The following is a 24,946-nucleotide window of genomic DNA, read 5'->3' as shown; positions in this document are numbered from 1 at the left end:
TCCGGCCGTCAGCTCCACGACGACCGGGACAGGCGCGTGCGCCTCGTCGCGGCGAGCAGGCTCAGCGCGGCCAGCAGCGCGGAGCCGGCGCAGACGCCCCACACCACCAGGTAGCCCGAGAGCGGGGCGTTGACCGCGCCCTCGGTGTCGATCGTGCCGGTGGCCGAGAGCGCCATGGCGAAGACGCTGGAGGCGACGGCGCCGCCGACGGTCTTGGTGGTGTTGGTCATGCCGGTCGCGAAGCCGGTGCGTTCGGGGGGCGCCGCGGCGGCAGCGGCCGCGGGCAGCGCGGCCACGAGGGCGCCCGAGCCGACACCGGCGACGGCCATGTTCACCAGCGCCTGCGCGGTCGAGTCGTGGAAACCGATCCACAGCGCATAGCCCGCCGCCACGAGCAGCGACGCGACGGCGAGGGCCGTGCGCGTGCCCAGCACGCGGGAGGCGGCGGGCAGCGAGAGCGCGCCCACCACGAGCATGAGCACGTAGACCCCGATGAGCACCGAGACGAATCCCGGGCCGGCGCCCAGGCCGTAACCGGTGGACCGGTCGGTCTGGGCGTAGGTCGAGAGCGGGATCTGCGCGCCCAGCACCGACATGCCGAACAAGAAGGCGGTCAGCTGCACCGGCCACTGGCCGGGCGTGGCCAGCAGCCTGACGTCGACCAGGGGGTCGGGGTGGCGGGCCTCGTAGCGCGCGAAGGGCACCAGCACCGCCAGCGCCAGGACGATGCCGGCGTAGCCGAGCGGGCTGCGCACCCCCTGGAGTCGCAGGGCCACGAGACCACCCATGAGCAGCAGCAGGCTGGTGGTGAGCAGGAGCAGCCCGATCTTGTCGATGCGCCCACCGGCAGCCACCGGCGGCGTCGCCGGGACACCGTAGGCGACGGCCGCCAGGCACAGCGTCACCGCGAGCGCGGGCACGCAGAGCACCAGACGCATGTCGACGCTGTCGCCGAGCTGGCCGGCGACCAGCGCACCGGCGATGACGGCCACCTCGAGGGCGGCCACCAGGTAGGCGGCCGCACGTCGGGTGCTCCGGTCCTGGTCGGCCGCACCGGCGGTACGCCGGTGCACGATGCTGATCTCCAGCGGCAGCCACACCACGTAGCAGCCCTGCACCGCCCAGGCGATGAGGAACGTCGCGAAGTCCGGGGCGAGTGCGACCGCCCACGAAGCGAGAGCAGTGATCACGGTCGAGAGCAGCAGCACCTGTCGGTGACCGATCAGGTCGCCCAGCCGCGAGAGCACCGGCAGCACCAGCGCGGAGAGGACCAGCTGGGCCGCCTCGAACCAGTTGACGCTCGCGTGGTGGATGCCGAGGTGGTCGGCGATCTGCGGGAAGATCGGCGTGTAATAGCCCTGCAGGACGCCGCTGGCCAGCTCGACGCAGACCAGGAAGCCGACCAGGCCGGCCAGCGAACGGACTACAGGCGCTCGATCAGCCGGCGGTACCACCGCACCCCCTCCGCCAGAGCGTCGACGCCGATCCGCTCGTCGTAGGAGTGGATGCTCTGCCGCTGCTCCTGGCTCATCCGGAACGGCGCGAACCGGTACACCCGCGGGCAGACCGCGGCGAAGTGACGCGCGTCGGTGGCCTGGTTCATGACGTACGGCGCCACGACGGCATCGGGGAAGACCTCGCCGACCACCTCGCCGAGCAGGGCGAACGCCTCGTCGGTGGGGGAGACCGGGCTGGCCTCGCCCGCCTCGACCACGCGCACCTGCACGGCGTCGTCGCGCACGACCCGGCGCACGTGGGCGACGACGTCGTCGACGGTGTCGCCCGGCAGTACCCGTACGTTGATCCCGGCCCGGGCGGTGGAGGCGATGACGTTGGGCGCCGGCGCGCCCGACAGCGTGGTGACCGCGAGCGTGGTGCGCACCATCGCCGCAGGCTCGGCCCCGGCCATCGCGAGCACGCGGCCGAGCAGTGGGCCCCCGACCGCAGGGCGCAGCGCCCGCGGCAGGTGCGGGGAGAGGCGACGGAACAGCTCCCGGGTGGGCGCCGGCACGTGGCTACGCATGGGTCTGGCGTCCAACCGGACGATCGCCCGGGCGAGCCGCGCGGTGGCGTCCTTGCGCACCGGCGTGGACGCGTGACCGCCGCGACCGTCGACCCGCAGCTCCAGCGTCGTCGTGCCCTTCTCCGACACCCCGATCACGGCGACGGGTGGGCGGACGCCGGGAAAGGCCTCGGCCGCCACCGCACCGCCCTCGTCGAGCACGAACCACGGCGCCACGCCGCGCTCGCGCAGCTCGGCGGCGGCCAGCTGCGCGGTCTCACCCGAGACCTCCTCGCTGGTGCCGAAGCTGAGCCAGACGTCGCGGGCGGGCACGAAGTCCTGCTCCAGCAGTCCCTCGACCGCCTCGCTCACGGCCACCACCTGGCCCTTGTCGTCGAGTGTGCCGCGTCCCCACAGCACGCCGTCGACCACGTCGCCGCCGTACGCCGGGTGCTGCCAGGGCGAGTCGTCGTCGACCGGCACGACGTCGATGTGCGCCATCAGCACCACCGGCGCCTCGTCGCCCGCTCCGGGCCAGCGCAGCAGCAGGGCGTGGCTGGGCAGCTCGACGCGCTCTAGGTGGTGGTGGAGCAGCGGGAACCGGCGTGCGTGCTCCTCGACGAACGCGCCGAGGGCGGCGTCGTCGCGCTGGGCGGGATCGGCGTGGGAGACGGTCGGGATCCGCACCAACGCCTGCAGGGCGTTGACGGCACGGTCGGTCATGGATGGCAGCGTAGGGCCGGTGAGTCAGCCCGAGGCCCCGACGACGCGGCGGCTGCTCGCCCTCTCGGCCTCGGCCTTCGTGGTGCTCGCCGCCGAACCGCTCTATCTCCTCGTCGACACGGCGGTGGTGGGACACCTGGGCCGGATCTCGCTCGGCGGGCTCGGGGTGGGTGCCGCCGTCATGGGGCTGCTGACGGTGGTCGGCACCTTCGTCGAGTACGGCACCACCTCGCGGGCGGCGCGCTGGTTCGGCGCCGGGCAGACCGAACGCGCCGTGGGGGAGGGGGTCCAGGCGTCGTGGCTCGCGCTGGGCATCGGCCTGGTCATCGTCGTGATCGGCGAGATCTTCGTCGGTCCGCTCACCGCGGCGCTCGCCGGCGGCGCCGGACCGACGCAGCGCGCAGCGGAGTCGTGGCTGCGCATCGCGCTCGTCGGACTGCCCGGGATCTTGCTGGTGCTCGCCGGCAACGGCTGGATGCGCGGGGTGCAGCGCACCCGGGAGCCGGTGGTGCTGGTGCTCGCGGCCAACGCCGTCTCGGCCGTGCTCTCGCCGGTGCTGGTCTATCCCGTGGGACTCGGCCTGGCCGGCTCGGCCTGGGCCAACCTGGCCGCCCAGGTGCTGGGCGCCGTGCTGTTCCTGACCTCACTGCGCCGCGCCGCGCCGTCGCTGCGACCCGACCTCGGCGTCATGCGCCGCCAGCTGGTCGTCGGACGCGACCTGATCATCCGGTCCGTGGCCTTCCAGATCGCCTTCCTCTCCGCCGCCGGCGTGGCCAGCCGGATGGGCACCGCGCAGATCGCCGCCCACCAGATCGGCCTGCAGCTGTGGGAGTTCACGGCCCTGCTGCTCGACAGCTTCGCCATCGCCGCGCAGTCGCTGGTCGGCGCGGCGCTGGGCGGTGCCGATGCGGCGTACGCGCGGACGCTGGCCTGGCAGGTCGGCCGGTGGGGCCTCTACGCCGGCCTGGGCTTCGCCGTCCTCTACGCCGCCGGCTGGTCGCTGGTGCCACGTGCCTTCACCTCCGACGCCGGAGTGCAGCACCAGGCGCACCTGCTGTGGTGGTGGTTCGTGGCGATGCTGCCCGCGGCCGGACTCGTGTTCGCCCTCGACGGAGTGCTGCTGGGCGCCGGCGACGTCGGCTTCATGGCCTGGCTCACCGTCGTGGCCGGGGTCGTGGCGTTCGCGCCGCTCAACCTCCTCGCGCTGCGGCTCGGCTGGGGCATCGGCGGGGTCTGGGCCGGGCTCGCCGCGTTCGTCCTGGTCCGGCTGGTGGGCATGGTCTGGCGGGTCCGGGGGACGCGGTGGTCGGTGGAGGGCGTCGTCGGCTGAGCCGTGCGCCGTCGGTCCCCGTATGTCCCGCCCGTGCGGGGAATTTGTGTTGCCTCCTGTGGTGCGCGCGACGACAGTGGCGCCCCGTGCCCCACAACTACTTCGACGAGCCGGTCGCCGCGGACTACGACGACGACACCGACGTCCGGTTCAGCGCTGAGCACCTGGCGCTGGAGTCCGGGTTCCTGGCCGAGCTGGCGTCCCCGGGTGGTCGGGCGCTGGAGCTGGCGATCGGCACCGGGCGCGTGGCGCTGCCGCTCGCCGCGCGCGGGGTCGAGGTGCACGGCATCGAGCTGAGCCAGGCGATGGTCGACCGGCTGCGCGAGAAGCCGGGTGGTCGCGAGATCCCCGTGACGCTGGGCGACTACACCTCGGCGGACGCCGACGGTACCTTCGACGTCGCGTACCTGGTCTTCAACACCATCGGCAACGTGACCACCCAGGACGCGCAGGTCGCCACCTTCGCCAACGCCGCTCGCCACCTGCGTCCCGGTGGCTGCTTCGTCGTCGAGACGTCGGTGCCGGGCGTCTCGCGGATCGCGCCGCAGGAGCGGTTCCGGGTCTTCGACCACTCCTCGGAGCACGTCGGCTACGACGAGTACGACCGCGTCACGCAGGCGATGTGGTCGCATCACCTCACGTTCGGTCCCGAGGGCACGGTGCGCCGCAACTCCGTGCCGTTCCGCTACGCCTGGCCGGCCGAGCTCGACCTCATGGCGCGACTGGCCGGCATGCGGCTGCGCGAGAGGTGGGCGTGGTGGGACCGGACGCCGTTCACGGACACCAGCACCTCGCACGTCTCGGTGTGGGAGAAGTCTCGGGACTGAGACTCGCGCGGCGTGCCGGTCGTTGCCCTCCCGGTCGGCTGCCGGTGGACTGGTGCCCGTGCTGACCCGACCCGTCTCACCAGCGGTTGCGGTGGACGACGTCCGAGCGCCGGGCGCGCGTGCGGGGCGAGCCGGCCGCGCCGGAGGAGTCCGTGCGGTGGCCGATCGTGATGACGCCGACCGGGTCGTGGCTGGCCGGGATACCGAACTCGGTGCGCACGGCGTCGATCTCCACCACGCCGAAGAAGCAGGCGCCCAGGCCCTCGTCCACCACCGTCTGCAGGATCAGCAGCGAGGCCATCGCGGCGTCCATGTGCCAGAACGGCATCGGCCAGCGCGCCTCGTCGCGGTCGGTCCAGCCCTTGTCGGGCTCGGCGTAGCGGTCGAGGTAGGCGGCCTTGCTGGAGCAGGGCAGCACGATCACCGGGGCGCGCATCATGCCCGTCAGCCACGCGTCGGGGTGCGCGATGTCGGCCGTGAGCTCCCAGTACCGGCGCACCGTCTCGGGCCGGTCGAGCACCAAGAAGCCCCAACCCTGGCTGAAGCCGGCGCTCGGGGCCCGCTGGGCGTTGGCCAGGCAGCGGTCGACGACCGCGGGATCGACCGGGCGCGAGTCGTAGTCGCGCACCATGCGCCGGCGGCGGACGACGTCCTGGAACTCCACGCCGACCATTCTGCGGGGAGCGATCGTGCCGGCTGACCTGGAGCAGATGTGGGCCGACCTCGCGCCCTTGGGCCGCTCGACCTCCTCGGGCGGCTACTTCCGCCAGCCCTTCGCCGCCGCCGAGCGCGAGTGCCTGGCCTGGTTCCTCGAGCAGGCGGCCTCCCGCGGGCTCGAGGTCGAGGCCGACGGCAACGGGAACGTGGCGGCCTGGTGGCGCCCCGAGGGCCTAGTCCAGAACGTTTCGCACCGTTCTCGCGGCGAAAACCATGCAGAACGTTCTGGACTAGGCGTCCTGACCGGCTCCCACCTGGACTCCGTCCGCGACGGCGGGGCCTACGACGGACCGTTGGGGGTGGCGACCGCCTTGGCCGCGGTCGACCGGCTGCGCGAGCGCGGGTACCGACCGAGCGTGCCGATCGGGGTGGGCGTGTTCGTGGAGGAGGAGGGCTCGCGGTTCGGGATCGCCTGTCTGGGCTCGCGACTGGCCACCGGGGCGTTGACTCCCGAGCAGGCGGGCGAGCTGCGCGACCCCGACGGCGTGCCGCTGCTCGACGCGATGGCCGCGGCCGGGCTCGAGCCGGCGCTGGGCCCCAGCCCGTTGCTGCGTGACGTCGGCGTCTTCGTCGAGCTGCACGTGGAGCAGGGGCGCGACCTGGTCGACCGCGACGCCGCCATCGGCGTCGCCAGCGCCATCTGGCCGCACGGGCGGTACCGGTTCGACTTCGCCGGCGAGGCCAACCACGCGGGCACCACGCGCATGGAGGACCGCCACGACCCCATGCTCAGCTACGCCATGACCGTGCTCGCGGCCAACAAGCAGGCCCGGCTCGCCGGCCAGCGCGCCACCTTCGGCCGGTTGCAGGTGACGCCCAACGGCACCAACGCCGTGCCCTCCCTCGTCACCGCCTGGCTCGACGCGCGCTGCCAGGACGAGGCCACCCTCGCCGCGATGCTGGCCGAGATCGAGCGCCAGGCCACCGAGCGGGTCGGCCGTGACGGCACCGCGCTCACCGTGACGCCGGAGTCGGTGAGCGGCGCCGTCCACTTCGACGCCACCCTCGCGCAGCGGCTCTCGCGGACGCTGGGCGCGGCGCCGGTGATACCGACGATGGCCGGCCACGACGCCGGCATCCTCTCGGCCGCCGGCATCACGACCGCCATGCTGTTCGTGCGCAACCCGACCGGCATCAGTCATGCGCCGTCGGAGTTCGCCCCGATGGCCGACTGCCTGGCCGGGGTCGACGCGCTCGCCGACGTCCTGGCGGAGCTCACGTGAGCGCGCCGGCGGGAACGACTCTCGTCCTCGAGCGGGCCTTCGTCGGTGGGGCGGTGCGCGATCACGTGCTGGTCGAGATGGCCGACGGGCGGTTCACCCGCGTCGAGACCGAAACGGGAACCATTCCCATTCCCGCCCAGACCGACGTGGGAACGATTCCCATTCCCGCCGGCGCCCACCCGGGAACGATTCTCGTTCCCGGCCTGACCATCCCCGGTCTCGCCAACTGCCACAGCCATGCCTTCCACCGTGCGCTGCGCGGTCGTACGGAACGGGGGAGCGGGTCGTTTTGGACCTGGCGCGACCAGATGTACGCCGTGGCCGAGCGGCTCGACCCCGACACCTACCTCGCCCTGGCCCGCGCCACCTACCGCGAGATGGTGGCCACCGGCATCACGGGCGTGGGGGAGTTCCACTACCTCCACCACCAGCCCGACGGCACCCCGTACGCCGACCCCAACGCGATGGGCGAGGCGCTCGTTGCGGCCGCGCAGGAGGCCGGGCTGCGGATCGCGCTGCTCGACACCTGCTACCTCTCTGCGGGGTTCGGCCAGTCGCCCGAGGGCGTGCAGTGGCGCTACAGCGACGGCGACGCCGGCGCGTGGGCCGAGCGGGTCGCACGCCTGACGGGTGCGGACGACGTGGTGGTCGGTGCGGCGATCCACTCGGTGCGAGCGGTGCCTCGCGACCAGCTGGCGACGGTGGCGTCGCTGGACGGCCCGCTCCACGTCCACCTGAGCGAGCAGGTGAAGGAGAACGAGGACTGCCTCGCGGCCTACGGAGTCACCCCGACCGCACTGCTGGACGAGTCCGGCGCGCTGACCGCGCGTACCAGCGTCGTGCACGCCACGCACCTCACCGACGACGACGTCCGCCGCCTCGGCGACGCCCGGTCCTACGCCTGCTTCTGCCCGACCACCGAGCGCGACCTGGGCGACGGCATCGGCCCGAGCCGCGCCCTGCACGCCGCCGGCGCCGGACTCACGCTCGGCTCGGACAGCCACGCGGTCATCGACCTCTTCGAGGAGATGCGGGCCGTCGAGCTCGACGAGCGACTGGCCACCCGGCGCCGTGGCCACTGGACGCCGGAGGAGCTGCTCGAGGCGGCGACGGCGGGCGGCCACGCCAGTCTCGGGTTCCCCGACGCCGGGTCGATCGAGGTCGGCCAGCGGGCCGACCTGGTGACCGTCGCCCTGGACTCGGTGCGCACCGCGGGCACGGGCGCTGGCCCGGAGACCGTCGTCTTCGCGGCCTCAGGCGCCGACGTGCGTCAGGTGATCGTCGGCGGCGAGGTCGTCTTCACCCCCGACGACCTGCCCGGGATCGCGGCCGAGCTGGAGCAGGCGATCGGAGCGCTGCTGTGACCTCCCTGCTCGTCACCAACGTCTCCGAGCTCACCACCAACGGCGAGCGGACGCTCACCGCCGCCGCCTTCGTAGTCGAGCGCGGGCTGGTCGCGTGGGTGGGCGACGCGGCCGCGGCCCCGGCTACCGACGAGGTACAGGACGTCGGTGGCCGCGCGGTGATCCCGGGCTTCGTGGACTCCCACAGCCACCTGCTCTTCGCCGGCGACCGCTCGGCCGAGTTCGCGGCCCGGATGAGCGGGACCCCTTACGCAGCAGGCGGGATCCGCACCACGGTCGCCGCCACCCGCGCCGCCGCCGACGAGCAGCTCGAGGCCAACCTGGTGCGCCACCTGGCCGAGATGCGCCGCCAGGGCACCACCACGGTGGAGACCAAGAGCGGCTACGGCCTCACCGTCCACGACGAGGCCCGCGCCCTCGCGGTGGCCCGCCGCTACACCGAGGAGACCACCTTCCTCGGCGCCCACGTCGTGCCCGCGGAGTACGCCGACGACCCGGCCGGCTACGTCGACCTGGTCACCGGTCCCATGCTCGACGCCGCCGCGCCGCACGCACGGTGGATCGACGCGTTCTGCGAGACCGGAGCCTTCGACGCCGACCAGGCCCGGGCCGTGCTCACCGCCGGGATGGACCGCGGGCTGGGCGGGCGGCTCCACGCCAACCAGCTCACCGAGGGTCCCGGCGTGCGGCTGGCCTGCGAGCTCGGGCTGGCCGCCGTGGACCACTGCACCTACCTCGCCGCCGACGACGTCAGCGCGCTCCGCGACTCCGGCACCGTCGCCACCTTGCTGCCCGGGGTGGAGTTCTCCACCCGCCACCCCTATCCCGACGCCCGCGCACTGGTCGACGCTGGAGTCACCGTGGCGTTGGCCAGCGACTGCAACCCCGGCTCCTGCTACACCTCCTCGATGCCGTTCTGCATCGCGCTGGCGGTGCGCGAGATGGGGCTGACCCCGGCCGAGGCGGTCTGGTCGGCCACGGCGGGTGGCGCCCGGGCGCTGGGACGCGACGACGTCGGCCGCCTCACCCTCGGTGCCCGCGCCGACCACGTCGTCCTCGACGCCCCCTCGGCCGTGCACCTGGCCTACCGCCCCGGGGTCCCGCTCGTCGCCCACGTGGGGTCATCGGCGCGATAGCCGGACAGCCGGGGTAGTCAGAGACGAAATGGCTGTCGGAGCGGCTCCGGAGCAGCCATTTCGTCTCTGACTACCCCGGCCCCTAGCCTTGGTCGGTGACCGACCAGACCTTCGAGCAGCTCGGGCTCGCCGACGGGGTGCTGGCGGCACTGCGAGACGTCGGTTACGAGTCGCCGTCGCCGATCCAGGCCCGCACCATCCCGCACCTGCTGGGCGGGGAGCACGTAGTGGGGCTGGCGCAGACCGGCACCGGCAAGACGGCCGCGTTCGCGCTGCCGATCCTGAGCCGGCTCGACATCGCCCAGCGCACCCCCCAGGCGCTGGTGCTCGCGCCCACACGTGAGCTGGCGCTGCAGGTCTCCGAGGCCTTCGAGCGCTACGCCGCCCAGCTGCCGGGGCTCCACGTGCTGCCGGTCTACGGCGGCCAGGGCTACGGCGTGCAGCTGAGCGCCCTGCGGCGCGGGGTGCACGTGGTCGTCGGCACCCCCGGGCGCGTCATGGACCACCTCGACAAGGGGACGCTGGATCTCTCCGAGGTGCGTCACGTGGTCCTCGACGAGGCCGACGAGATGCTCAACATGGGCTTCGCCGAGGACGTCGAGCGGATCCTCAGCGCGACCCCGGAGCACAAGCAGGTGGCGCTGTTCTCGGCCACGATGCCGCCCGCCATCCGCCGCATCGCCAAGACCCACGCGCCCGGCGCGGTGGAGGTCACGGTCAAGAACCGGACGCGGACCGCGGAGAACGTCCGGCAGCGCTACCTCTTCGTCGCCTGGCCGCGCAAGCTCGACGCCCTCACCCGCGTGCTGGAGGTGGAGAGCTTCGAGGCGGCCATCGTCTTCGTGCGCACCAAGCAGGCCACCGAGGAGCTCGCCGAGAAGCTGCGCGCCCGGGGGTTCTCCGCCGCCGCCCTCAACGGCGACGTCGTGCAGGCCCAGCGTGAGCGGACGGTCGAGGCGCTGCGCCGCGGCGACCTCGACGTCCTGGTGGCCACCGACGTCGCCGCCCGCGGCCTCGACGTGGAGCGGGTGAGCCACGTCGTCAACCTCGACCTGCCCACCGACACCGAGTCCTACGTGCACCGCATCGGCCGCACCGGTCGCGCCGGGCGCAGTGGGGATGCGATCTCCTTCGTCACCCCGCGCGAGAAGCACCTGCTGCGGGCGATCGAGAAGGCGACGCAGGCCACGCTCGTGGAGATGCCGATGCCCTCGGTCGAGGACGTCAACGCCACGCGGGTCGCTCGCTTCTCCGAGGCCATCACCGCGGCCCTGGACGACGAGCAGATCCCGCTGTTCCGCGAGCTCGTCGCGAGCTACGAGGCGCAGCACGACGTCCCGGCCGCCGACATCGCGGCCGCTGTCGCCGTGCTGGCCCAGGACGGGGCGCCGCTGCTGCTGGCCGACGACGAGCCCCCGCCGCCGCCGCGCCCCCGCGAGCGCGGCGACCAGATCCGCTACCGGATCGCGGTCGGGCGGAAGAACCGGGTGGAGCCGCGGCAGATCGTGGGCGCCCTGGCCAACGAGGGCGGCCTGCGGCGCGGCGACTTCGGCAAGATCGACATCAAGCCGGGCTTCTCGCTGGTCGAGCTGCCCGAGCTCTCCGCCGAGACGCTGCGCCGGCTGGCCGACACCCGCATCGGCGGCGTCCCCATCGACATCCGGCCGGACCGCGGCCCGGCGCCCTCGCGACGCGCGGGCCACAAGAAGCCGCGCCACAAGTAGCCGGATCTGAGGTAGCGGCGAGCCCTACCTCAGGCACTTTCCCGATGTCCGGGCCTACCTCAGCGGACGAACCTCGTGGTGTGACCTCGCCAGGGAGGTCGCAGCAGAGGAGAGACACCATGTACGACATCGCCTTCGCCAAGGCCAACCACGACTACCGCCGCGAGCTGCTCACCCGCTCGTGGACGCACCACCGCGGCATCCTGCAGCGCCTGCGCCAGAAGTGACGGCCCAGAAGTGACGGCCCAGAAGTGACGGCGCTGTCGGAGGCGCCCGCCACAATGGCGGACGTGCCGACCACGCCCCTGAACGCGCTTGTCGGCCGCGAGGCCGAGCTGAGGGCTCTCGCGGCGCTCAGTGGCGTGCGGGCCGACCCGGCGCGGCCGGCCGGCCGGTCCGCACAGGCGGTGCTGCTGGCCGGTGACGCGGGCGTCGGCAAGACGCGACTGCTCACCGAGCTGCGCGACGTGGCCTTCGCCGAGGGGTGGCAGGTGGTGGCGGGGCACTCGCTGGACTTCGGCGACAGCGCCCTGCCCTACCTGCCGTTCTCCGAGGTCGTCGGTCGGCTGGTCACCGAGCGTCCCGACCTGGTCGACGCCGTTGCGGAGGCCCACCCCGCCCTGGGTCGACTGCGCCCCGGGCGGCGGCTGCTCGGGGAGGAGTCGGCGGACTCCCTCGATCGCGGCGCCCTCTACGAGGCGGTCCACGCGCTGCTCACCGCGGCGGCGGAGCTGCAGCCGCTGCTGCTGGTGGTCGAGGACGCCCACTGGGCCGACTCGTCCTCCCGCGACCTGATGACCTTCTTGTTCACCCGTGCCTTCGCGGCGTCGGTGGCGGTCGTGGTGTCCTACCGCAGCGACGACCTCCACCGCCGTCACCCGCTGCGCCGGCAGGCTGCTGAGTGGGCCCGCATCCCGGGGGTCGAGCGTCTGCAGCTCGAGCCCCTGCCGTCCGAGGCCGTGCGCACCCTGGTCCGCGACCTGCACGCCGGGCCGCTCAGCGAGGCCGATCTGGCTGGCATCGTCGAGCGCGCCGACGGCAACGCGTTCTTCGTCGAGGAGCTGGTCGGCGCCGCCGGCCTCGAGCACGCCGGTGAGCTGCCCTGGGGCCTGGCCGACCTGCTGCTGCTGCGCCTGGAGCAGCTGCGCGCGGAGGGCCAGGAGGTGGTGCGCGACGCTGCGGTCGCCGGGCGCCGCGTCGGCTACGGCCTGCTCAGCGCGGTGTCCGGACTCGGGGCCGCCGAGCTCGACGCCGGGCTGCGCGACGCCGTCGGACATCACCTGCTGGTGCCGAACCGTGACGACACCTACGCCTTCCGCCACGCCCTGCTGGCCGAGGCCGTCTACGACGACCTGCTGCCCGGAGAGCGCACGCGCCTGCACGCGGCGTACACCCGGGCGATGCTCGCCGACCCGTCGCTGGGCACCGCCGCGGAGCTGGCCCGGCACGCGCGCGCCGCACGTCAGCCGGCGGCCGCGCTCGACGCCAGCATCCGGGCCGGCGAGGAGGCGATGTCGGTGGGCGGCCCAATCGAGGCGGCCCGCCACTTCGAGACCGCCCTCGAGCTGCTGGCCGACCCCTCGTTGCCCGCCGACCACGAGGTCGACGTCGCCACCTTGGGTGCGCGCACCGTCGACGCCCTGGTCGCTGCCGGCAACCCACCCCGCGGGCTCGCCCTGGCCGTCCGCTTGCTCGAGCAGCTGGGCGAGGACGCCGACCCGGTGCAGCGCGCGATCTTGCGAGCAGCGGTCGCCGACACCATCACGGTGGCCGAGACCCGGCTCGACCCCCTGGCCTACACCACGCCCGCCCTGGCCGAGATGGACCCGGCGCCGTCGGCGCTGCGGGCGAGGCTGCTGCACCTGCACGCCCGCGCGCTCGGCTTCCACCACCGCCGTGAGGAGGCCCGCGAGGTGGGCGTGGAGGCGCTCTCGATGGCCGAGGCGCTGGGCATGCCGCGGCTGGGCAGCGACATCGCCGCGAGCCTGGCCGCGGTCAACCGCTACGACGGGGCCGCCGACGTCGAGGACGTCGAGCAGGCGCTGCACGCCGCGGCCGAGTCGGCTGCGCGTACCGGTGCACGGCAGGCCCAGCTCCGCGCGGTCTGGCTGCTCGGGCGCTGGTACTACGACCGCGCCGAGCTGGACCGCTCGCGCGACTACTTCACCCAGGCCTGGCAGCTCGCCCAGGAGATCGGCAGCTCCTGGGCGCCCTACGGGTTCGACTCGCGGTTCAGCCTGCTGCTGATCGCGCACCTGGTCGGCGACTGGGACGAGGTGGGCGTGCTGGCCGACGTCAGCGGTCAGTCGCCGCCGGTGATGCCCGAGGCGACGCTGCGCGCCGGACTGCTCACGGTGCAGGCGGGCCGGGGCGAGGTCGACCAGCTCGGCGTCGCGCCGCGGCTGCGTCAGCAGTGGGAGGCTGACGGCGTCGTCGCCATCACGGCCGCCCCGGCCACCATCGAGCTGCACGGGGTGGCCGGCGACCGCAGCGCCGCGCTGGCCGTTCACGACGACGCCGTGGAGACGCTCTCGCGGCTGTGGCGGGGCCGGTTCAACGGCCAGGTCCGGCTGGCGGCCGTCACCTTGGGCGCGCTCGCCCGCGGGCTGGACACCGAGGCCGCCGACGTACGGCGGCGTGTGGTCGCCGATGCCGACCGGGTGCGGGAAAGCGCCGACCTCGCGCTCCGCGCGCAGCGTGAGTCCACCGACGACTGGGGGCCCGAGGGCATCGCCTGGGCCCGGCGGCTGCACGCCGAGCACCTGCGCCTCTGCCGGTTGGCCGGGGTCGACGCACCCGCCGAGGACGAGCTCGTCGCGGCCTGGCGTGCCGACCTCGCCGGCTTCGAGGCCCTCGGCCACGTCGTCGAGATCGCCCGGTCGCGTACCCGGCTCGCCGCCGCGCTGCCCACCGGCGCCGAGGAGGTGCGCACGCTGCTGGCCGCGGCCCGCGCGTGCGCCGAGCGCCTGGGAGCGAAGCCGTTGCTGGCCGAGCTCGACGCACTGGGTGGCCCCGGTCCCCGCGCCCGGGGCAACGACGACCTCACCCCCCGTGAGCAGGAGATCCTGACCCTGGTCGCCGCCGGCCGCAGCAACGGCGAGATCGGCAAGCAGCTGTTCATCTCCACCAAGACCGTCAGCGTCCACGTCTCCCACATCCTGGCCAAGCTCGGAGCGGGGGGCCGCACCGAGGCGGCCGCCATCGCCCGCCGCGAGGGGCTCCTGGGCTGAGGGCGAGCCACTGCTCACCGACCGCACAGCGTGACGGAATAGTCGGTTTCGGTCCGTTATGCGGGTTTCGTCGATAATCTGGGCGAGTGACTACCCCCGTGGTCGACGGTGTCAACGTGCACACCGTCTCGGTCGTGATCCCGGTGTACCGGGGCTACGACACGCTGGCCGGGCTGGTCGCCGAGATGGAGCCGCTCTTCGACGGCGCCGAGACCGCCGAGGGTCACCGCTTCGAGATCCACGAGGTGCTGCTGGTCCACGACTGCGGACCGGACCGATCACCCGAGGTCATGCGGCGGCTCGCCGAGAAGTACGACCGGGTGCGCCCGGTCTGGCTCAGCCGCAACTTCGGCCAGCACGCCGCGACGCTGGCCGGGATGGCCTCCTCCGGCGGCGACTGGATCGTCACCCTCGACGAGGACGGCCAGCACGACCCGGCCGCCATCCCCCGCTTCCTCGACGTCGCGATGCGCGAACAGGCCGCTCTGGTCTACGCCCGGCCGACCAACGCGGCCCCGCACGGCGCCCTGCGCAACGCTGCCTCGCGCTCGGCGAAGTGGGTCTTCGAGCACCTGCTGCGCGGCGGTGACCTCTCACGCTTTCAGAGCTACCGGCTCGTGCTCGGCGAGGTCGGCCGTAGCGTCGCCGCCTACGCCGGTGCCGGTGTCTTCCTCGACGTCGCCATCGGCTGGGTCAACGACCGCACCGCCGTCTGCGACGTCGAGCTGCGCGCGGAGGGCGGCCGGCCCTCGGGATACTCCACCCGCTCGCTGCTCTCCCACTTCTGGCGCATGGTGCTCTCCTCCGGCACACGCGGACTGAGGCTGGTCTCGATGACCGGCGCCATGTTCGCCGTCCTCGGCGTGCTGCTCTCCGCCTACGTGGTGGTCGGCCGGCTGACCGGCGGTACGCAGCAGCCCGGCTGGACCTCGGTCATGGTCGTGGTGTTGATGGCCTCGGGCCTGGTGCTGTTCTCTCTCGGCGTCGTGGCCGAGTACGTCGGGGTCGCGGTCAACATGGCCATGGGCCGGCCGCCGTTCCTCATCACCGCCGACCTGGCCGCCGGACCGCTGGGACGGCCGCCGGCGTCTCGGCGGTCATGACTGTCGATGCGCCGTTGACCTGGGTCGTCGGCGCCGGCGGGCTGCTCGGCTCGCACGTCATCACGGCACTCTCGCGCCGCGCGCGGCTCTGGACGCCCGGGTGCAGCGTGCCGTGGGGCACCGCCGACGCACCGCGGCTGCTGGCTCGGCTGGCAGCCGACTTCGCCGACGCTGTCGGTGAGGGGCCGTGGCAGGTCTCGTGGTGTGCCGGCGCCGGCGTCACCGGCACCACCGCCGCCGCCCTGGCGGCCGAGTCGGCGGCGTTCGAGGCGTGGTCCCGCGCGCTGACCGAGCGTCTCGGCGACCGCGCCGAGGCCGGAGCCGGCTTCGTCGCGTCCTCGGCCGGCGCCGTGTACGCCGGCTCGCGCAGCGCCCCGTTCGACGAGGCGAGCGTGGTGCGCCCGATCTCGGACTACGGCCACGCCAAGCTGGCGGTCGAGGCCGCGGCCGCCCGGCTGAGCGAGGCCGGGATCCCGGTCGTCGTCGGCCGGGTCGCCAACCTCTACGGCCCCGGCCAGGACCTGGCCAAGGCTCAGGGCCTGGTCTCGCAGATCTGCCGGGCGCACCTGCTCGCCCGCCCGCTGACGGTCTACGTGCCGCTGGACACGGTGCGCGACTACCTCTTCGCCGCCGACGCGGGTGCGCTGGTCGCCGACTGCCTGGAGCGGGTCCGGCGCGAGCGGGGCCACCGGACCAAGATCATCGCCTCGCACCAGCCGGTGACGGTGGGGCACCTGGTGGCCGAGGTGCGCCGCGTGGTGAAGCGACGTCCGCGCGTCACGTTCGGCGCTCACCCGAACGCGACGCTGCAGGCCCGCGACCTGCGGGTGCGCAGCATCGTCTGGCCCGACCTGGACCGACGCCCGATCACTCCGCTCGCCGTCGGCATCGCGCGCACCGTGCAGGCGCAGACCGGCGCCCTCGCGGCGGGAGCGCTGGCGTGAGCGCGCCGGTGGTCTCGGTGGTGGTGCCCAGCTACCGCAATGCGCCCTACATCGAGGAGACGGTGCGCTCGGTGCTGGACCAGGCGTACCCCGATCTCGAGCTGGTCGTGGCCGATCACGCGTCGGACGACGGCACCTGGGAGCGCCTCCAGCAGTTCCGCGGCGACCCCCGGGTCAGGCTGCTCAGGACACCGGCGGGAGGCGGCGCCGAGCGGAACTGGAACGCGGCGACCGACGCCGCCCGCGGCACCTACGTGAAGCTGCTGTGCGGGGACGACCTGATCGCTCCCGATGCGCTGGCCGCGCAGGTCGCCGCGCTGGAGGAGCACCCGACCGCCGGCGTGGCCGCCTGCTCGCGCGACCTGGTCGACGTCGTTGGCGAGGTCCTGCTGCACGGCCGGGGTCTGGGCCGGATGTCGGGTCTGGTGCCGGGGCCGCTGGCGATCCGCGAGATCGTGCGCGCGGGCAGCAACCTGCTCGGCGAGCCGGGCTGCGTACTGCTGCGAGCCGACGCGCTGCGCAAGATCGGGGGCTGGGACGCGCGGTACCCCTACCTGATCGACCAGTTCACCTACCTGCGCGTGCTCGAGCACGTCGACCTCGTGGCGCTGCCGCGGCCTCAGGCGAGCTTCCGGATCAGCACCACCCAGTGGAGCGTGCGACTGGCGACCGAGCAGGCCCGGCAGGCGCGGGCGGTGCACCGCCACTTCCGCGCCGACCTGCCGCAGACAGTCTCGGCCGCCGATGAGGTGCTGGGCTCGCTGCGAGCGCTGCGCACAGCCTGGCTGCGGCGAGCGGCCTACGTGGTGTGGCGGCGGCGGATGAGGCACGCAGCGTAGCCGCCCGTAGGGGCCTTGCCCGGGGGCTGACACGATGGCCAGACTGGACCGAACTTCACCGACGAGAGGACAACGTCATGGCCGACGAGCCGCTGAACGACGACGACATGGAGACCAGCACCCCCGGTGGCGACGGCTCGCAGGAGGGCCCGGCGGACAGCGTCGAGGGTCACGAGGGCGAGGACGGCGTCGACGGCGACGGCTCCGACGGTGACGCCACCGACGGCAGCGAGGGCCCGGCCGACAGCGTCGAGGGCGTCGAGGGCGCCGACGGCGTCGACGGCGACGGCTCCGACGGCGACGCCACCGACGCCTGAGTGATCTCCGCGCTCGAGCTGCTGAGCGGTGACGCCCAGACCTTCAAGGAGAAGGTCTGGGCGTCACGCGTGCTGCTCCACCAGACCGAACCGGACCACCTGGTCGGCTACCTCTCCCTGGACGACGTCGACCGGCTGCTGACCGCCACGGCCATCCGGACGCCGTCGGTCCGCGTGGCCAAGGACGGCGCCGTGCTGCCCGCCTCGACCTACACCCGCTCGGCGACGATGTCGGGGCAGCCGATGACCGGGCTGGTCGACGCGCGCCGGCTGCTGGACCTGTTCGAGGACGGCGCGTCCGTGGTGCTGCAGGGCCTGCAGCGCTACTGGGAGCCGCTGACCGAGCTGTGCGCCCAGCTCGAGGACGAGCTGGGCCACCCCTGCCAGGCCAACGCCTACCTCACCCCGCCCGGCTCGCAGGGCTTCGCGGTGCACTCCGACGCCCACGACGTGTTCGTGTTTCAGACCCACGGCACGAAGCTGTGGGAGGTCCACGAGGACGGCGAGCGGCGCGACGTACTGCTCGAGCCCGGCCTGTCGATGTACCTGCCCACGGGCACACCGCACGCCGCCCGGGCGCAGGAGGGGGCGTCGCTGCACGTCACCCTCGGAATCAACCAGGTCACCTGGGGTGACGTCCTGCGCAAGGTGGTGGGCCGCACGCTGGCCGGCGACGAGCACGTGCCGGCGGGCTACCTCGACGATCCCGCCGCGCTGGCCGACGGCCTGCGCGAGCGGCTCGGCTCGCTGGCCGACCGGCTGCGCGAGGTCGACGTCGAGGCGGAGGCGCAGCGCCAGATCGGCGCGTTCCTGGGCGGTCGCCCGCCACGGCTGCGCGGCGGGCTGCGCGACCGGCTCGCCCTGGCCGCGATCGAGGACACCACCCGGTTGGGTCGTCGTCCGGGGCACCCGATGCGGATGCGGACGCAGGGAGAGAGCGTCGAGGTGCTGCTCGGGGACCGGGTGCTGACGGTCCCGGCGCGTCTCACCCCGCACCTCGAGCGGATCCGCGACCTGACGCTGTCGTCGGGTGGGCTGAGTCCTGCCGACCTCGTCGACCTCGACCCGCAGAGCCGGGTGGTGCTGTGCCGACGCCTCGTGCGGGAGGGGCTGCTCGAGGTCGTCGTGTGAGCGGCAGCTTCCGCTGTTCGCTGGCCGCCCAGGAGCGCGGCGACCAGACCATCGGCACGGCCACCCACGTCCGGGCCTTCCTGCTCGTGGAGCATCCGGGACCCTGGGGCCAGTCGGCGCTGCGCGACACCGCGCTGCCCGGCAATCTCCTGGCCGCCCTGCGCCGCCGGTCCAGCTCGGCGAAGGTGCGGATCCTGCTGACCAGGAGGCATCAGCAGCGTGGGCAGGAGGGCGTGCGCGTGTGGGCCGCGTGCACCGACCCGGTGCGGCCCTGGCTCGAGACCACCGTGCTCGAGGATCACCACGAGGTGCTCGACCTCGACCTCGAGGCCCTCGGCCGCGGGGACACGCCGGGGCTCGCAGCCCACACCGAGCCGGTCTTCGGCGTGTGCACCCACGGCCGCCACGACGCCTGCTGCGCGGAGCGCGGCCGGCCGGTGGCGAGGGCGCTGACAAAGGCCTACCCCGACCACACCTGGGAGGTCTCCCACCTCGGAGGCGACCGGTGGGCCGGCAACATGCTGGTGCTGCCGCACGGCCTGGGCTACGGCTGGACCGACCCGGAGTCCGCGGTCGCCGTCGCCGAGGCGCACCTGGCCGGCCGGATGACCCCCGACCGGCTGCGCGGGCGGGCCGGCTACCCGATGTCGGTGCAGTTCGCGGAGTTCGCGGTGCGCGAGGAGCTGGGTGAGTGGGGCCTGGACGCGCTGCGCCCGGCGCGTCCCTGGGAGCAGGTCGAGGGCCGCTGGCGGGCCTGGTTCGAGACGCCCGGCGGGCTCACCTGGGAGGTCGAGGTCGTCCGCACCACCGACGACCTGGCGGCCTACCTGACCTGCTCGGCGCGGGCGGAGAACCCGGTGCCGAGGTTCCAGGTCGCGGCGATGCGACCGTTGCCGTGACCACGACCTGGGACCTGGTCGTCGTCGGTGCCGGTCCGGCCGGCGCCAGTGCCGCCCTCGGGGCGCTGCACGCCGACCCGTCGCTGCGGGTGCTGCTGCTCGACCGCGCCGACTTCCCGCGCGACAAGTGCTGCGGCGACGGCGTGGCCCCGCACGTGTTCGACGCGCTCGCCTCGGTCGGCGTGCACGACGCGGCCGACGGCTGGGCGCCGGTCACCCGGCTGGAGCTCTCGCGTGGCGACCACGGCGTGGAGCGGCCGCTCACCCGGCCGGTGCAGGTGATCCCGCGCGAGGTCTTCGACGCCCGGCTCGTGGCGCACGCCGAGGCAGCCGGAGCGGTACGCCGCCGTCACCGCGTCACCTCGCTGCGCCGGGTGGGCGAGGAGATGCTGCTCGACGAGCAGATCCGCGCCCGGGTCGTGCTCGGCGCCGACGGCGCCCAGTCCATCGTGCGCCGCTGGCTCCTGGGCCGCTCGGCCCGCGGCCGCCGGGCGGTGGCGCTGCGGGGCTACGTGCCGACGCCGGAGTCGGGGCGCGGGCGACAGCTGATCCGGTACGCCGACGGGCTGCAGCCGGCGTACGCCTGGGCCTTCGACCGCGGCGACGGGCTCTCCAACGTCGGCTATGGCGAGCTGGTCGGCCAGGAGCGGCCCAGCCGGGCGCACCTGCTGGCCCAGCTGGAGCGGCTCATCCCCGGATCGATGACCGACCCGCGCGCGTTCACCGGACACCAGCTGCCGCTGTCGTCGTTCCGGTGGACCCAGCCCGACGGTCCGGTGCTGCTGGCCGGCGACGCCGCGTCGCTGATCAACCCGATGACGGGTGAGGGCATCTACTACGCCGTGGCCACGGGCATCTTGGCGGGCCGTGCCGCGGCCGCGGGCGGCGACGCGGGGCTCGCCTACCGGCGGGCGGTGCACCGGCTGATCGGTCGTCACCTGCGCCACACCGCCGTGGTCGCCGGGCTCTCCGACCACGAGTCGGTGGTCGACGCCGGCATCACCGCAGCGCGTCGTAGCCAGCGCGTGTTCGACGAGCTGGTGGAGATCGGGCTGGGCGACGGACTGGTCACGCCCCGGCTGACGGCCGCGTTGCTGCGGGCCTGGCGAGGACCCGGACATACTCCTAGTATGTCGAGATGAGCGTCACAGAGGACCGGCTGCAGCGGATGCGTCCCCGGCCGCGCCGGGGGCCGGCGATCGACGTCGCTGCCCTGCCGCCGGGCCCGCGCTCGCACGCCATCGTGCAGAGCATCGGGCTGCTGGGCTTCCGGCACCGGTTCGTGCCGGCGATGCGCCGCCGTTACGGCGACGCCTTCACCCTCGACGTGCTTCCCGAGGGCCGCCACCTCGTGGTCTTCGAGCGTCCGGAGGTGCTCAAGGAGATCTTCGCCGGCGATCCCGAGGTCTTCCACGCCGGCAAGGGCAACGCCATCCTCGGCCCGGTCATGGGCGAGCACTCGCTGCTCCTGGTCGACGGCGCCACGCATCAGCGGGCCCGCAAGCTGCTGATGCCGGCCTTCAACGGGCACGCCCTGCGCGGCTACGCCGACGTCGTGACGGGGCTGGCCAAGACCGAGGTCGGGTCGTGGACACCGGGCCGGCCCTTCCGGTCGCTGGACCGGATGAACGCGCTGACCCTCGAGGTGATCTTGCAGGTCGTCTTCGGCGTCACCGACGAGCACCGGCTCGCCGAGCTGCGCCCGTTGGTCAACCAGACCGTGAACATCTCACCGCTGGTGTTCTTGGGCTGGGGCCTCTCCGGGCTGCACCGCTACGGCCCGTGGCGGCGGACCTACGAGAACCAGCAGGAGCTGGACCGCGTCATCTACGCCGAGATCGCCGAGCGGCGACGGGCCCCCGACCTCGCCGAGCGCGGCGACGTGCTCTCCCGGCTGCTGCTGGTCGAGGACGAGGGGGAGCGCCTGGGCGACGACGAGCTGCGCGACCAGCTGGTCACCTTGCTGCTCGCCGGCCACGAGACCACCGCCACGGCGCTGAGCTGGTCGCTCTACGAGCTCGGCCGCGACCCCGGGCACCTGGCGCGAGCGCGCGAGGCCGCGCTCGGCGGCGACGACGACCACCTCGAGGCGGTGCTCAAGGAGGCGATGCGGCTCCACCCGGTCATCCCGATGGTGGTGCGGCACCTGATGGCCCCGGCGCGGGTCGGCGGCTACGACCTGCCCGCCGGCGTCACAGTGGCGGCGTCGATCCTGCTCGCCCACTCCGACCCGCGGAACTTCCCGCTGCCCCTGGTCTTCGACCCCTCGCGCTTCGAGCACGGCCGGATCCCGCCGAACACCTGGCTGCCCTTCGGCGGCGGAGTGCGGCGCTGCATCGGCGCCGGCTTCTCGCTGATGGAGGGTGTCGCGGTGCTGCGCGAGGTGCTGACGACCTGGGACCTCGAGGCGGTCGGCGACGACGAGCCCAAGGTCCGCAACATCACCAGCGTCCCGCGCCACGGGGCGCGGATCGCCGTCGCCCCACGCTGAGCCGAGCTGAGCTGGGCTCACCGCGCTGGGGCGACCGAGCTGAGCTGGGCGCCCGGCGGGCCCACGCCGTCATCGGGGCGAAACGGACGCGCGAGCGGAGGAAACCGCCCTTCGTTGGGGTGTTTCGCCCTGGTTCGTGGGACGGCTTCCCCGCCTAGGCGGGGGAAACCGTCCAGCCCCTGCCGCGCCAACCCACCCACTGCCCACGCACCCAGACAAACCACCCCACGGGCGCGCGAATCCGGGTGTTCGGCGACCGGTCCGCCCCGGTTCGTCCCCCGGTTTCGCCGGCCGGCGGGTGAAACCGGGTCCCCGCTACGCTCGGCGGCGTGAAGCTCGAGCGCAAGCACGCCGTGGTCCTGCTCGCCGTCGCCACCTGGAACGTGCTGACCTACGCGCGGTTTACCAAGGCGCTGGTCGACACGCAGGAGGACCGACCGACCGGGTACTACGTGGCGCACTCGGTGCTCATCGTGGTCAACCTGATCATCGCCGTCGTGCTCGGTCGGTGGGGCTGGCGCGCCTATCGCGACACCGCGAAGTAGGGCGGCGCGCGCTCGACTCAAATCGTTATCCCCACCCGTCCCATCCGCCACGTACGCTGGCAGCGGCAACGGTGGCACGGAGCGGAGCGGGGAGCGCGCGATGGAGGACGAGCAGGTCGAGGCTCGTGCCGCGCTGGTCAAGTTCGCGGCGTTCGCGGTGGTCATCGCGGTCGTCTTGGCGCTGGTCACCTTCATGCTGGTCCGCGCGCTGGGCCTGACCGGCGACACCGACGACGGATCCCACCGTTCCGAGGCCGCGACGAGCACTCCCAGCCAGCTGCCCACGGTCGCCATCACCTCTGGGGAGGCCTCGGCCAGCCCCACCCCGAGCGCCACACCGACCCCCACCCCCGCCCAGGGCATCCAGCTCACGGCGCCGGCGCAGGCCGGGGCCGGTAGCCGGGTCACCCTGACCGGGCAGTACCCCGGCGCCGACGGCGTCACGCTGCAGGTGCAGCGGATGACCGGCACCACCTGGGGCTCCTTCGCCGGCGTCACCGTGACCGTGCACGGCGGGGCCTTCTCGACCTACATCATCACCAGCCAGCGGGGGGCGGCCAGCTTCCGACTGCTCGACCCGACGACCGGCCAGGCCTCGAACGTCGTCCAGGTGACGATCGGCTGACCAAATACGCGGTGACGCACGGGTTTGCCGCGCTCCAGCAGGGGAACAACCGTTCTGCGCGGTCGACGGCCGCGCGCGAACGGCGTCAGGCCGGTATCGGGGCGGTCCTGGTGGTGGTCACGGTCGGGCCCGTGGCTCGGTGCGAGATGCGACGACGGAGGGAACCCCATGGTCCAGAGCCCTGTCCGCGAGCGTGAGGCGGTGCGAGGCCGGCTGCCCGCAGCGCGGCGCGACCGACGTCCGGCCCTGGCCGCGCTGGCGGTGCTGCTGATCCTGCTCGGCGCGCTGGGCAGCGCACTCATCGCCTTCCGCAGCGGCGACCGGGTCTCGGTGCTGGTGGCGGCGCAGAACATCGAGGTCGGCCAGAAGGTCGAGGCCTCCGACTTCCGCGAGGTGAAGGTCGCCGGCGACACCGCGACCCTGGTGCGCACCACCGCGCTGAGCGCCGTCTCCGGCGGCCGCGCCCTGGTCGGCGTCCCCCGCGGCGCCTTCATCACGCGCACGATGTTCAGCAAGGGCCAGATCCTGCCCGCCGGCGCCGAGGAGGTCGGTGTCGTGGTGAGCTCCGCGAAGCGCCCCGGCACCGTGCCCAGCCCCGGCGACGTCGTCCGGCTCTACTTCGTCACCTCCAGCCAGAGCAGCACGGCGGCCAGCTCCTACAACCCCGGCGACTCGGTGGTCGATGCCGCTCGCGTCGTCGGGGTCCACTCCGGCGGGGCCAGCGGGAGCGCCAACGTCACGGTGGTCGTCAAGCGCTCCGACGCCGGTGCGGTGGCCGCGCTGTCGGCCAACGGCAACGTGGCGATGACCGTGCTGCCGAGCGACACCGACCCCGACGTCGACCTCGTCTCCCCCGGGGAGTAACTCGTGGCGATCATCTCCGTGATGTCCGCCAAGGGAGCCCCCGGCGCGACCACCACGACCCTCCTGCTGGCCACGCTGTGGCCCGCACCCACCATCGTGCTCGACGCCGACCCGCTCGGCGGCGACGTCGGGCTGCGGCTGCAACGCTCCGACGGCCGGGCCATGGATCCCGACCGGGGCCTGCTCTCGGTGCTGCCGGCCGCCCGGCGCGGGATGGACCCCGTCGCGGTCGCTCAGCACACCCAAGAGGCCGTCGGCGGCCAGCCGGTGCTGGTCGGCCTGCCCGGCCCGGAGCAGGCCGCGGCCGTCGCGCCGATGTGGCCGACGCTGATCGACCTGTTCTCCCAGGTCTCCGACGCCGACATGTTCGTCGACGTCGGTCAGGTGCAGGCCACCTCCGACCACCTGGCGGTCGTCCTCGGCTCCGATCTGCTGCTGGCGGTCTACCGCCCCACCGCGTGGAGCGCCCTGCACCTGCGCCGCCGGCTGGAGACGCTGGAGGAGCCGGCCCGCGAGCGCGGCCTGCGCGTCGGCATCGTCGGCATCGCCGACCCCGACCAGGAGCGCGACCGGCAGGCCGCCTCAGCCGCGATCCGCAGCGGGCTGGGGTGGGTCCGCGACTACGGGTCGATCGCCTACGACCCGCGCGCCGTCGTGATGTTCGAGGGCGTCACCGTCTACCGGCCCGAGCGCAGCATGCTGGCCCGCAGCGCACGCACCGTGGCGGCCCAGGCCTACGCCGACCTGGCCGGCTCCGCGACGCCGCACGACGTCGCGGCCGCCGTCGAGGACGACGACGCCGTGACGGCGGGGCTGCCCGGCGGTGACGGCAGCGAGGTCAAGCCCACCAACCGACGGGGGCGCCGCCGCGGCGTCCGCCGCCATCGCGAGCGCAGCGAGGTGACGTCGTGA

The 24,946-nt window shown here is 73.8% G+C and carries 22 protein-coding genes; 19 read left to right on the top strand and 3 right to left on the bottom strand.

The annotated features are described in order from the left end of the window. Positions 1-8: 8 nt before the first annotated feature. A complete protein-coding gene (locus tag D9V37_RS17350; protein ID WP_121807385.1) occupies positions 9-1,454 on the bottom strand; it encodes an MFS transporter in 1,446 nt (481 codons plus the stop codon). Further along, the gene (locus tag D9V37_RS17345; RefSeq protein WP_121807384.1) at positions 1,424-2,725 is read right to left on the bottom strand and encodes a M20/M25/M40 family metallo-hydrolase; all 1,302 of its coding nucleotides are present in this window, start codon (positions 2,723-2,725) and stop codon (positions 1,424-1,426) included. The genes D9V37_RS17350 and D9V37_RS17345 overlap by 31 nt, the downstream gene beginning before the upstream one ends. Positions 2,726-2,744: 19 nt before the next feature. Here D9V37_RS17345 and D9V37_RS17340 point away from each other — a divergent pair, with 19 nt between their 5' ends. Both D9V37_RS17340 and D9V37_RS17335 read left to right on the top strand, forming a co-directional pair. Continuing rightward, complete coding sequence (locus tag D9V37_RS17340; RefSeq protein WP_232524982.1) at positions 2,745-4,055, top strand: MATE family efflux transporter; 1,311 nt, start codon at positions 2,745-2,747, stop codon at positions 4,053-4,055. 86 nt (positions 4,056-4,141) lie between these two features. Next, positions 4,142-4,882: a class I SAM-dependent DNA methyltransferase gene (locus D9V37_RS17335; protein ID WP_232524981.1), complete on the top strand. Its 741-nt coding sequence runs from the start codon at positions 4,142-4,144 to the stop codon at positions 4,880-4,882. Positions 4,883-4,958: 76 nt separating this feature from the next. Here D9V37_RS17335 and D9V37_RS17330 read toward each other — a convergent pair whose 3' ends face one another. Beyond that, on the bottom strand, positions 4,959-5,555 hold the full coding sequence (locus D9V37_RS17330) for a nitroreductase family protein (RefSeq protein WP_332835761.1): 597 nt from the start codon (positions 5,553-5,555) through the stop codon (positions 4,959-4,961). Between the two features lie 16 nt (positions 5,556-5,571). Here D9V37_RS17330 and D9V37_RS17325 point away from each other — a divergent pair, with 16 nt between their 5' ends. From D9V37_RS17325 to D9V37_RS17245, 17 genes are all read left to right on the top strand, one after another. Further along, complete coding sequence (locus tag D9V37_RS17325) at positions 5,572-6,822, top strand: allantoate amidohydrolase (RefSeq protein ID WP_232524980.1); 1,251 nt, start codon at positions 5,572-5,574, stop codon at positions 6,820-6,822. Beyond that, complete coding sequence (locus D9V37_RS17320) at positions 6,819-8,186, top strand: formimidoylglutamate deiminase (RefSeq protein ID WP_121807382.1); 1,368 nt, start codon at positions 6,819-6,821, stop codon at positions 8,184-8,186. The genes D9V37_RS17325 and D9V37_RS17320 overlap by 4 nt, the downstream gene beginning before the upstream one ends. Beyond that, entirely contained in the window at positions 8,183-9,322 is a 1,140-nt protein-coding gene (gene hutI / locus D9V37_RS17315) for an imidazolonepropionase (RefSeq protein WP_121807381.1), read from the top strand. The genes D9V37_RS17320 and hutI overlap by 4 nt, the downstream gene beginning before the upstream one ends. 95 nt (positions 9,323-9,417) lie before the next feature. Beyond that, positions 9,418-11,046, top strand: coding sequence for a DEAD/DEAH box helicase (locus D9V37_RS17310; RefSeq protein WP_121807380.1), 1,629 nt, complete (start codon positions 9,418-9,420; stop codon positions 11,044-11,046). A gap of 290 nt (positions 11,047-11,336) precedes the next feature. Beyond that, positions 11,337-14,276: a helix-turn-helix transcriptional regulator gene (locus D9V37_RS17305; protein WP_158604511.1), complete on the top strand. Its 2,940-nt coding sequence runs from the start codon at positions 11,337-11,339 to the stop codon at positions 14,274-14,276. An 86-nt stretch (positions 14,277-14,362) separates the two neighbouring features. Beyond that, positions 14,363-15,379 carry a glycosyltransferase gene (locus tag D9V37_RS17300; RefSeq protein ID WP_232524979.1) on the top strand — a complete coding sequence of 339 codons (1,017 nt, stop codon included), beginning with the start codon at positions 14,363-14,365 and terminating at the stop codon, positions 15,377-15,379. Next, positions 15,376-16,323: an NAD-dependent epimerase/dehydratase family protein gene (locus D9V37_RS17295; RefSeq protein ID WP_121807378.1), complete on the top strand. Its 948-nt coding sequence runs from the start codon at positions 15,376-15,378 to the stop codon at positions 16,321-16,323. Before D9V37_RS17300 ends, D9V37_RS17295 begins: the two co-directional genes overlap by 4 nt. Next, positions 16,320-17,162 carry a glycosyltransferase family 2 protein gene (locus D9V37_RS17290; protein ID WP_121807377.1) on the top strand — a complete coding sequence of 281 codons (843 nt, stop codon included), beginning with the start codon at positions 16,320-16,322 and terminating at the stop codon, positions 17,160-17,162. The genes D9V37_RS17295 and D9V37_RS17290 overlap by 4 nt, the downstream gene beginning before the upstream one ends. Positions 17,163-17,239: 77 nt before the next feature. Next, positions 17,240-17,479, top strand: coding sequence for a hypothetical protein (locus tag D9V37_RS17285; protein WP_121807376.1), 240 nt, complete (start codon positions 17,240-17,242; stop codon positions 17,477-17,479). After that, a complete protein-coding gene (locus tag D9V37_RS17280) occupies positions 17,480-18,610 on the top strand; it encodes a JmjC domain-containing protein (protein ID WP_121807375.1) in 1,131 nt (376 codons plus the stop codon). Beyond that, a complete protein-coding gene (locus D9V37_RS17275) occupies positions 18,607-19,509 on the top strand; it encodes a sucrase ferredoxin (RefSeq protein ID WP_158604510.1) in 903 nt (300 codons plus the stop codon). The genes D9V37_RS17280 and D9V37_RS17275 overlap by 4 nt, the downstream gene beginning before the upstream one ends. Further along, on the top strand, positions 19,506-20,651 hold the full coding sequence (locus tag D9V37_RS17270) for an NAD(P)/FAD-dependent oxidoreductase (RefSeq protein WP_121807373.1): 1,146 nt from the start codon (positions 19,506-19,508) through the stop codon (positions 20,649-20,651). Before D9V37_RS17275 ends, D9V37_RS17270 begins: the two co-directional genes overlap by 4 nt. After that, positions 20,648-22,000, top strand: coding sequence for a cytochrome P450 (locus tag D9V37_RS17265; RefSeq protein WP_121807372.1), 1,353 nt, complete (start codon positions 20,648-20,650; stop codon positions 21,998-22,000). The genes D9V37_RS17270 and D9V37_RS17265 overlap by 4 nt, the downstream gene beginning before the upstream one ends. Positions 22,001-22,329: 329 nt before the next feature. Then, positions 22,330-22,545, top strand: a complete 216-nt coding sequence (locus D9V37_RS17260) for an SCO4848 family membrane protein (protein WP_121807371.1) — start codon at positions 22,330-22,332, stop codon at positions 22,543-22,545. Between the two features lie 100 nt (positions 22,546-22,645). Continuing rightward, a complete protein-coding gene (locus D9V37_RS17255) occupies positions 22,646-23,170 on the top strand; it encodes a hypothetical protein (RefSeq protein WP_121807370.1) in 525 nt (174 codons plus the stop codon). 168 nt (positions 23,171-23,338) lie between these two features. Then, on the top strand, positions 23,339-24,034 hold the full coding sequence (locus D9V37_RS17250; RefSeq protein WP_121807369.1) for an SAF domain-containing protein: 696 nt from the start codon (positions 23,339-23,341) through the stop codon (positions 24,032-24,034). 3 nt (positions 24,035-24,037) lie between these two features. Next, the gene (locus D9V37_RS17245; protein WP_121807368.1) at positions 24,038-24,946 is read left to right on the top strand and encodes a hypothetical protein; all 909 of its coding nucleotides are present in this window, start codon (positions 24,038-24,040) and stop codon (positions 24,944-24,946) included.

Origin of the sequence: Nocardioides mangrovicus (assembly GCF_003674065.1) — a bacterium.
Taxonomy (GTDB): Bacteria; Actinomycetota; Actinomycetes; order Propionibacteriales; family Nocardioidaceae; genus Marmoricola; species Marmoricola mangrovicus.
The sequence above is the reverse complement of the archived record's forward strand: the minus strand, read 5'-3'. Positions and strand labels throughout refer to the sequence as shown.

Excerpts from the sequence above, each read along its gene's own strand:
- D9V37_RS17345 (WP_121807384.1), bottom strand. The coding sequence starts at position 2,725 with ATGACCGACCGTGCCGTCAACGCCCTGCAGGCGTTGGTGCGGATCCCG.
- D9V37_RS17330 (WP_332835761.1), bottom strand. The coding sequence starts at position 5,555 with ATGGTCGGCGTGGAGTTCCAGGACGTCGTCCGCCGCCGGCGCATGGTG.
- D9V37_RS17295 (WP_121807378.1), top strand. The coding sequence starts at position 15,376 with ATGACTGTCGATGCGCCGTTGACCTGGGTCGTCGGCGCCGGCGGGCTG.
- D9V37_RS17285 (WP_121807376.1), top strand. The coding sequence starts at position 17,240 with ATGGCCGACGAGCCGCTGAACGACGACGACATGGAGACCAGCACCCCC.
- D9V37_RS17265 (WP_121807372.1), top strand. The coding sequence starts at position 20,648 with ATGAGCGTCACAGAGGACCGGCTGCAGCGGATGCGTCCCCGGCCGCGC.
- D9V37_RS17255 (WP_121807370.1), top strand. The coding sequence starts at position 22,646 with ATGGAGGACGAGCAGGTCGAGGCTCGTGCCGCGCTGGTCAAGTTCGCG.
- D9V37_RS17250 (WP_121807369.1), top strand. The coding sequence starts at position 23,339 with ATGGTCCAGAGCCCTGTCCGCGAGCGTGAGGCGGTGCGAGGCCGGCTG.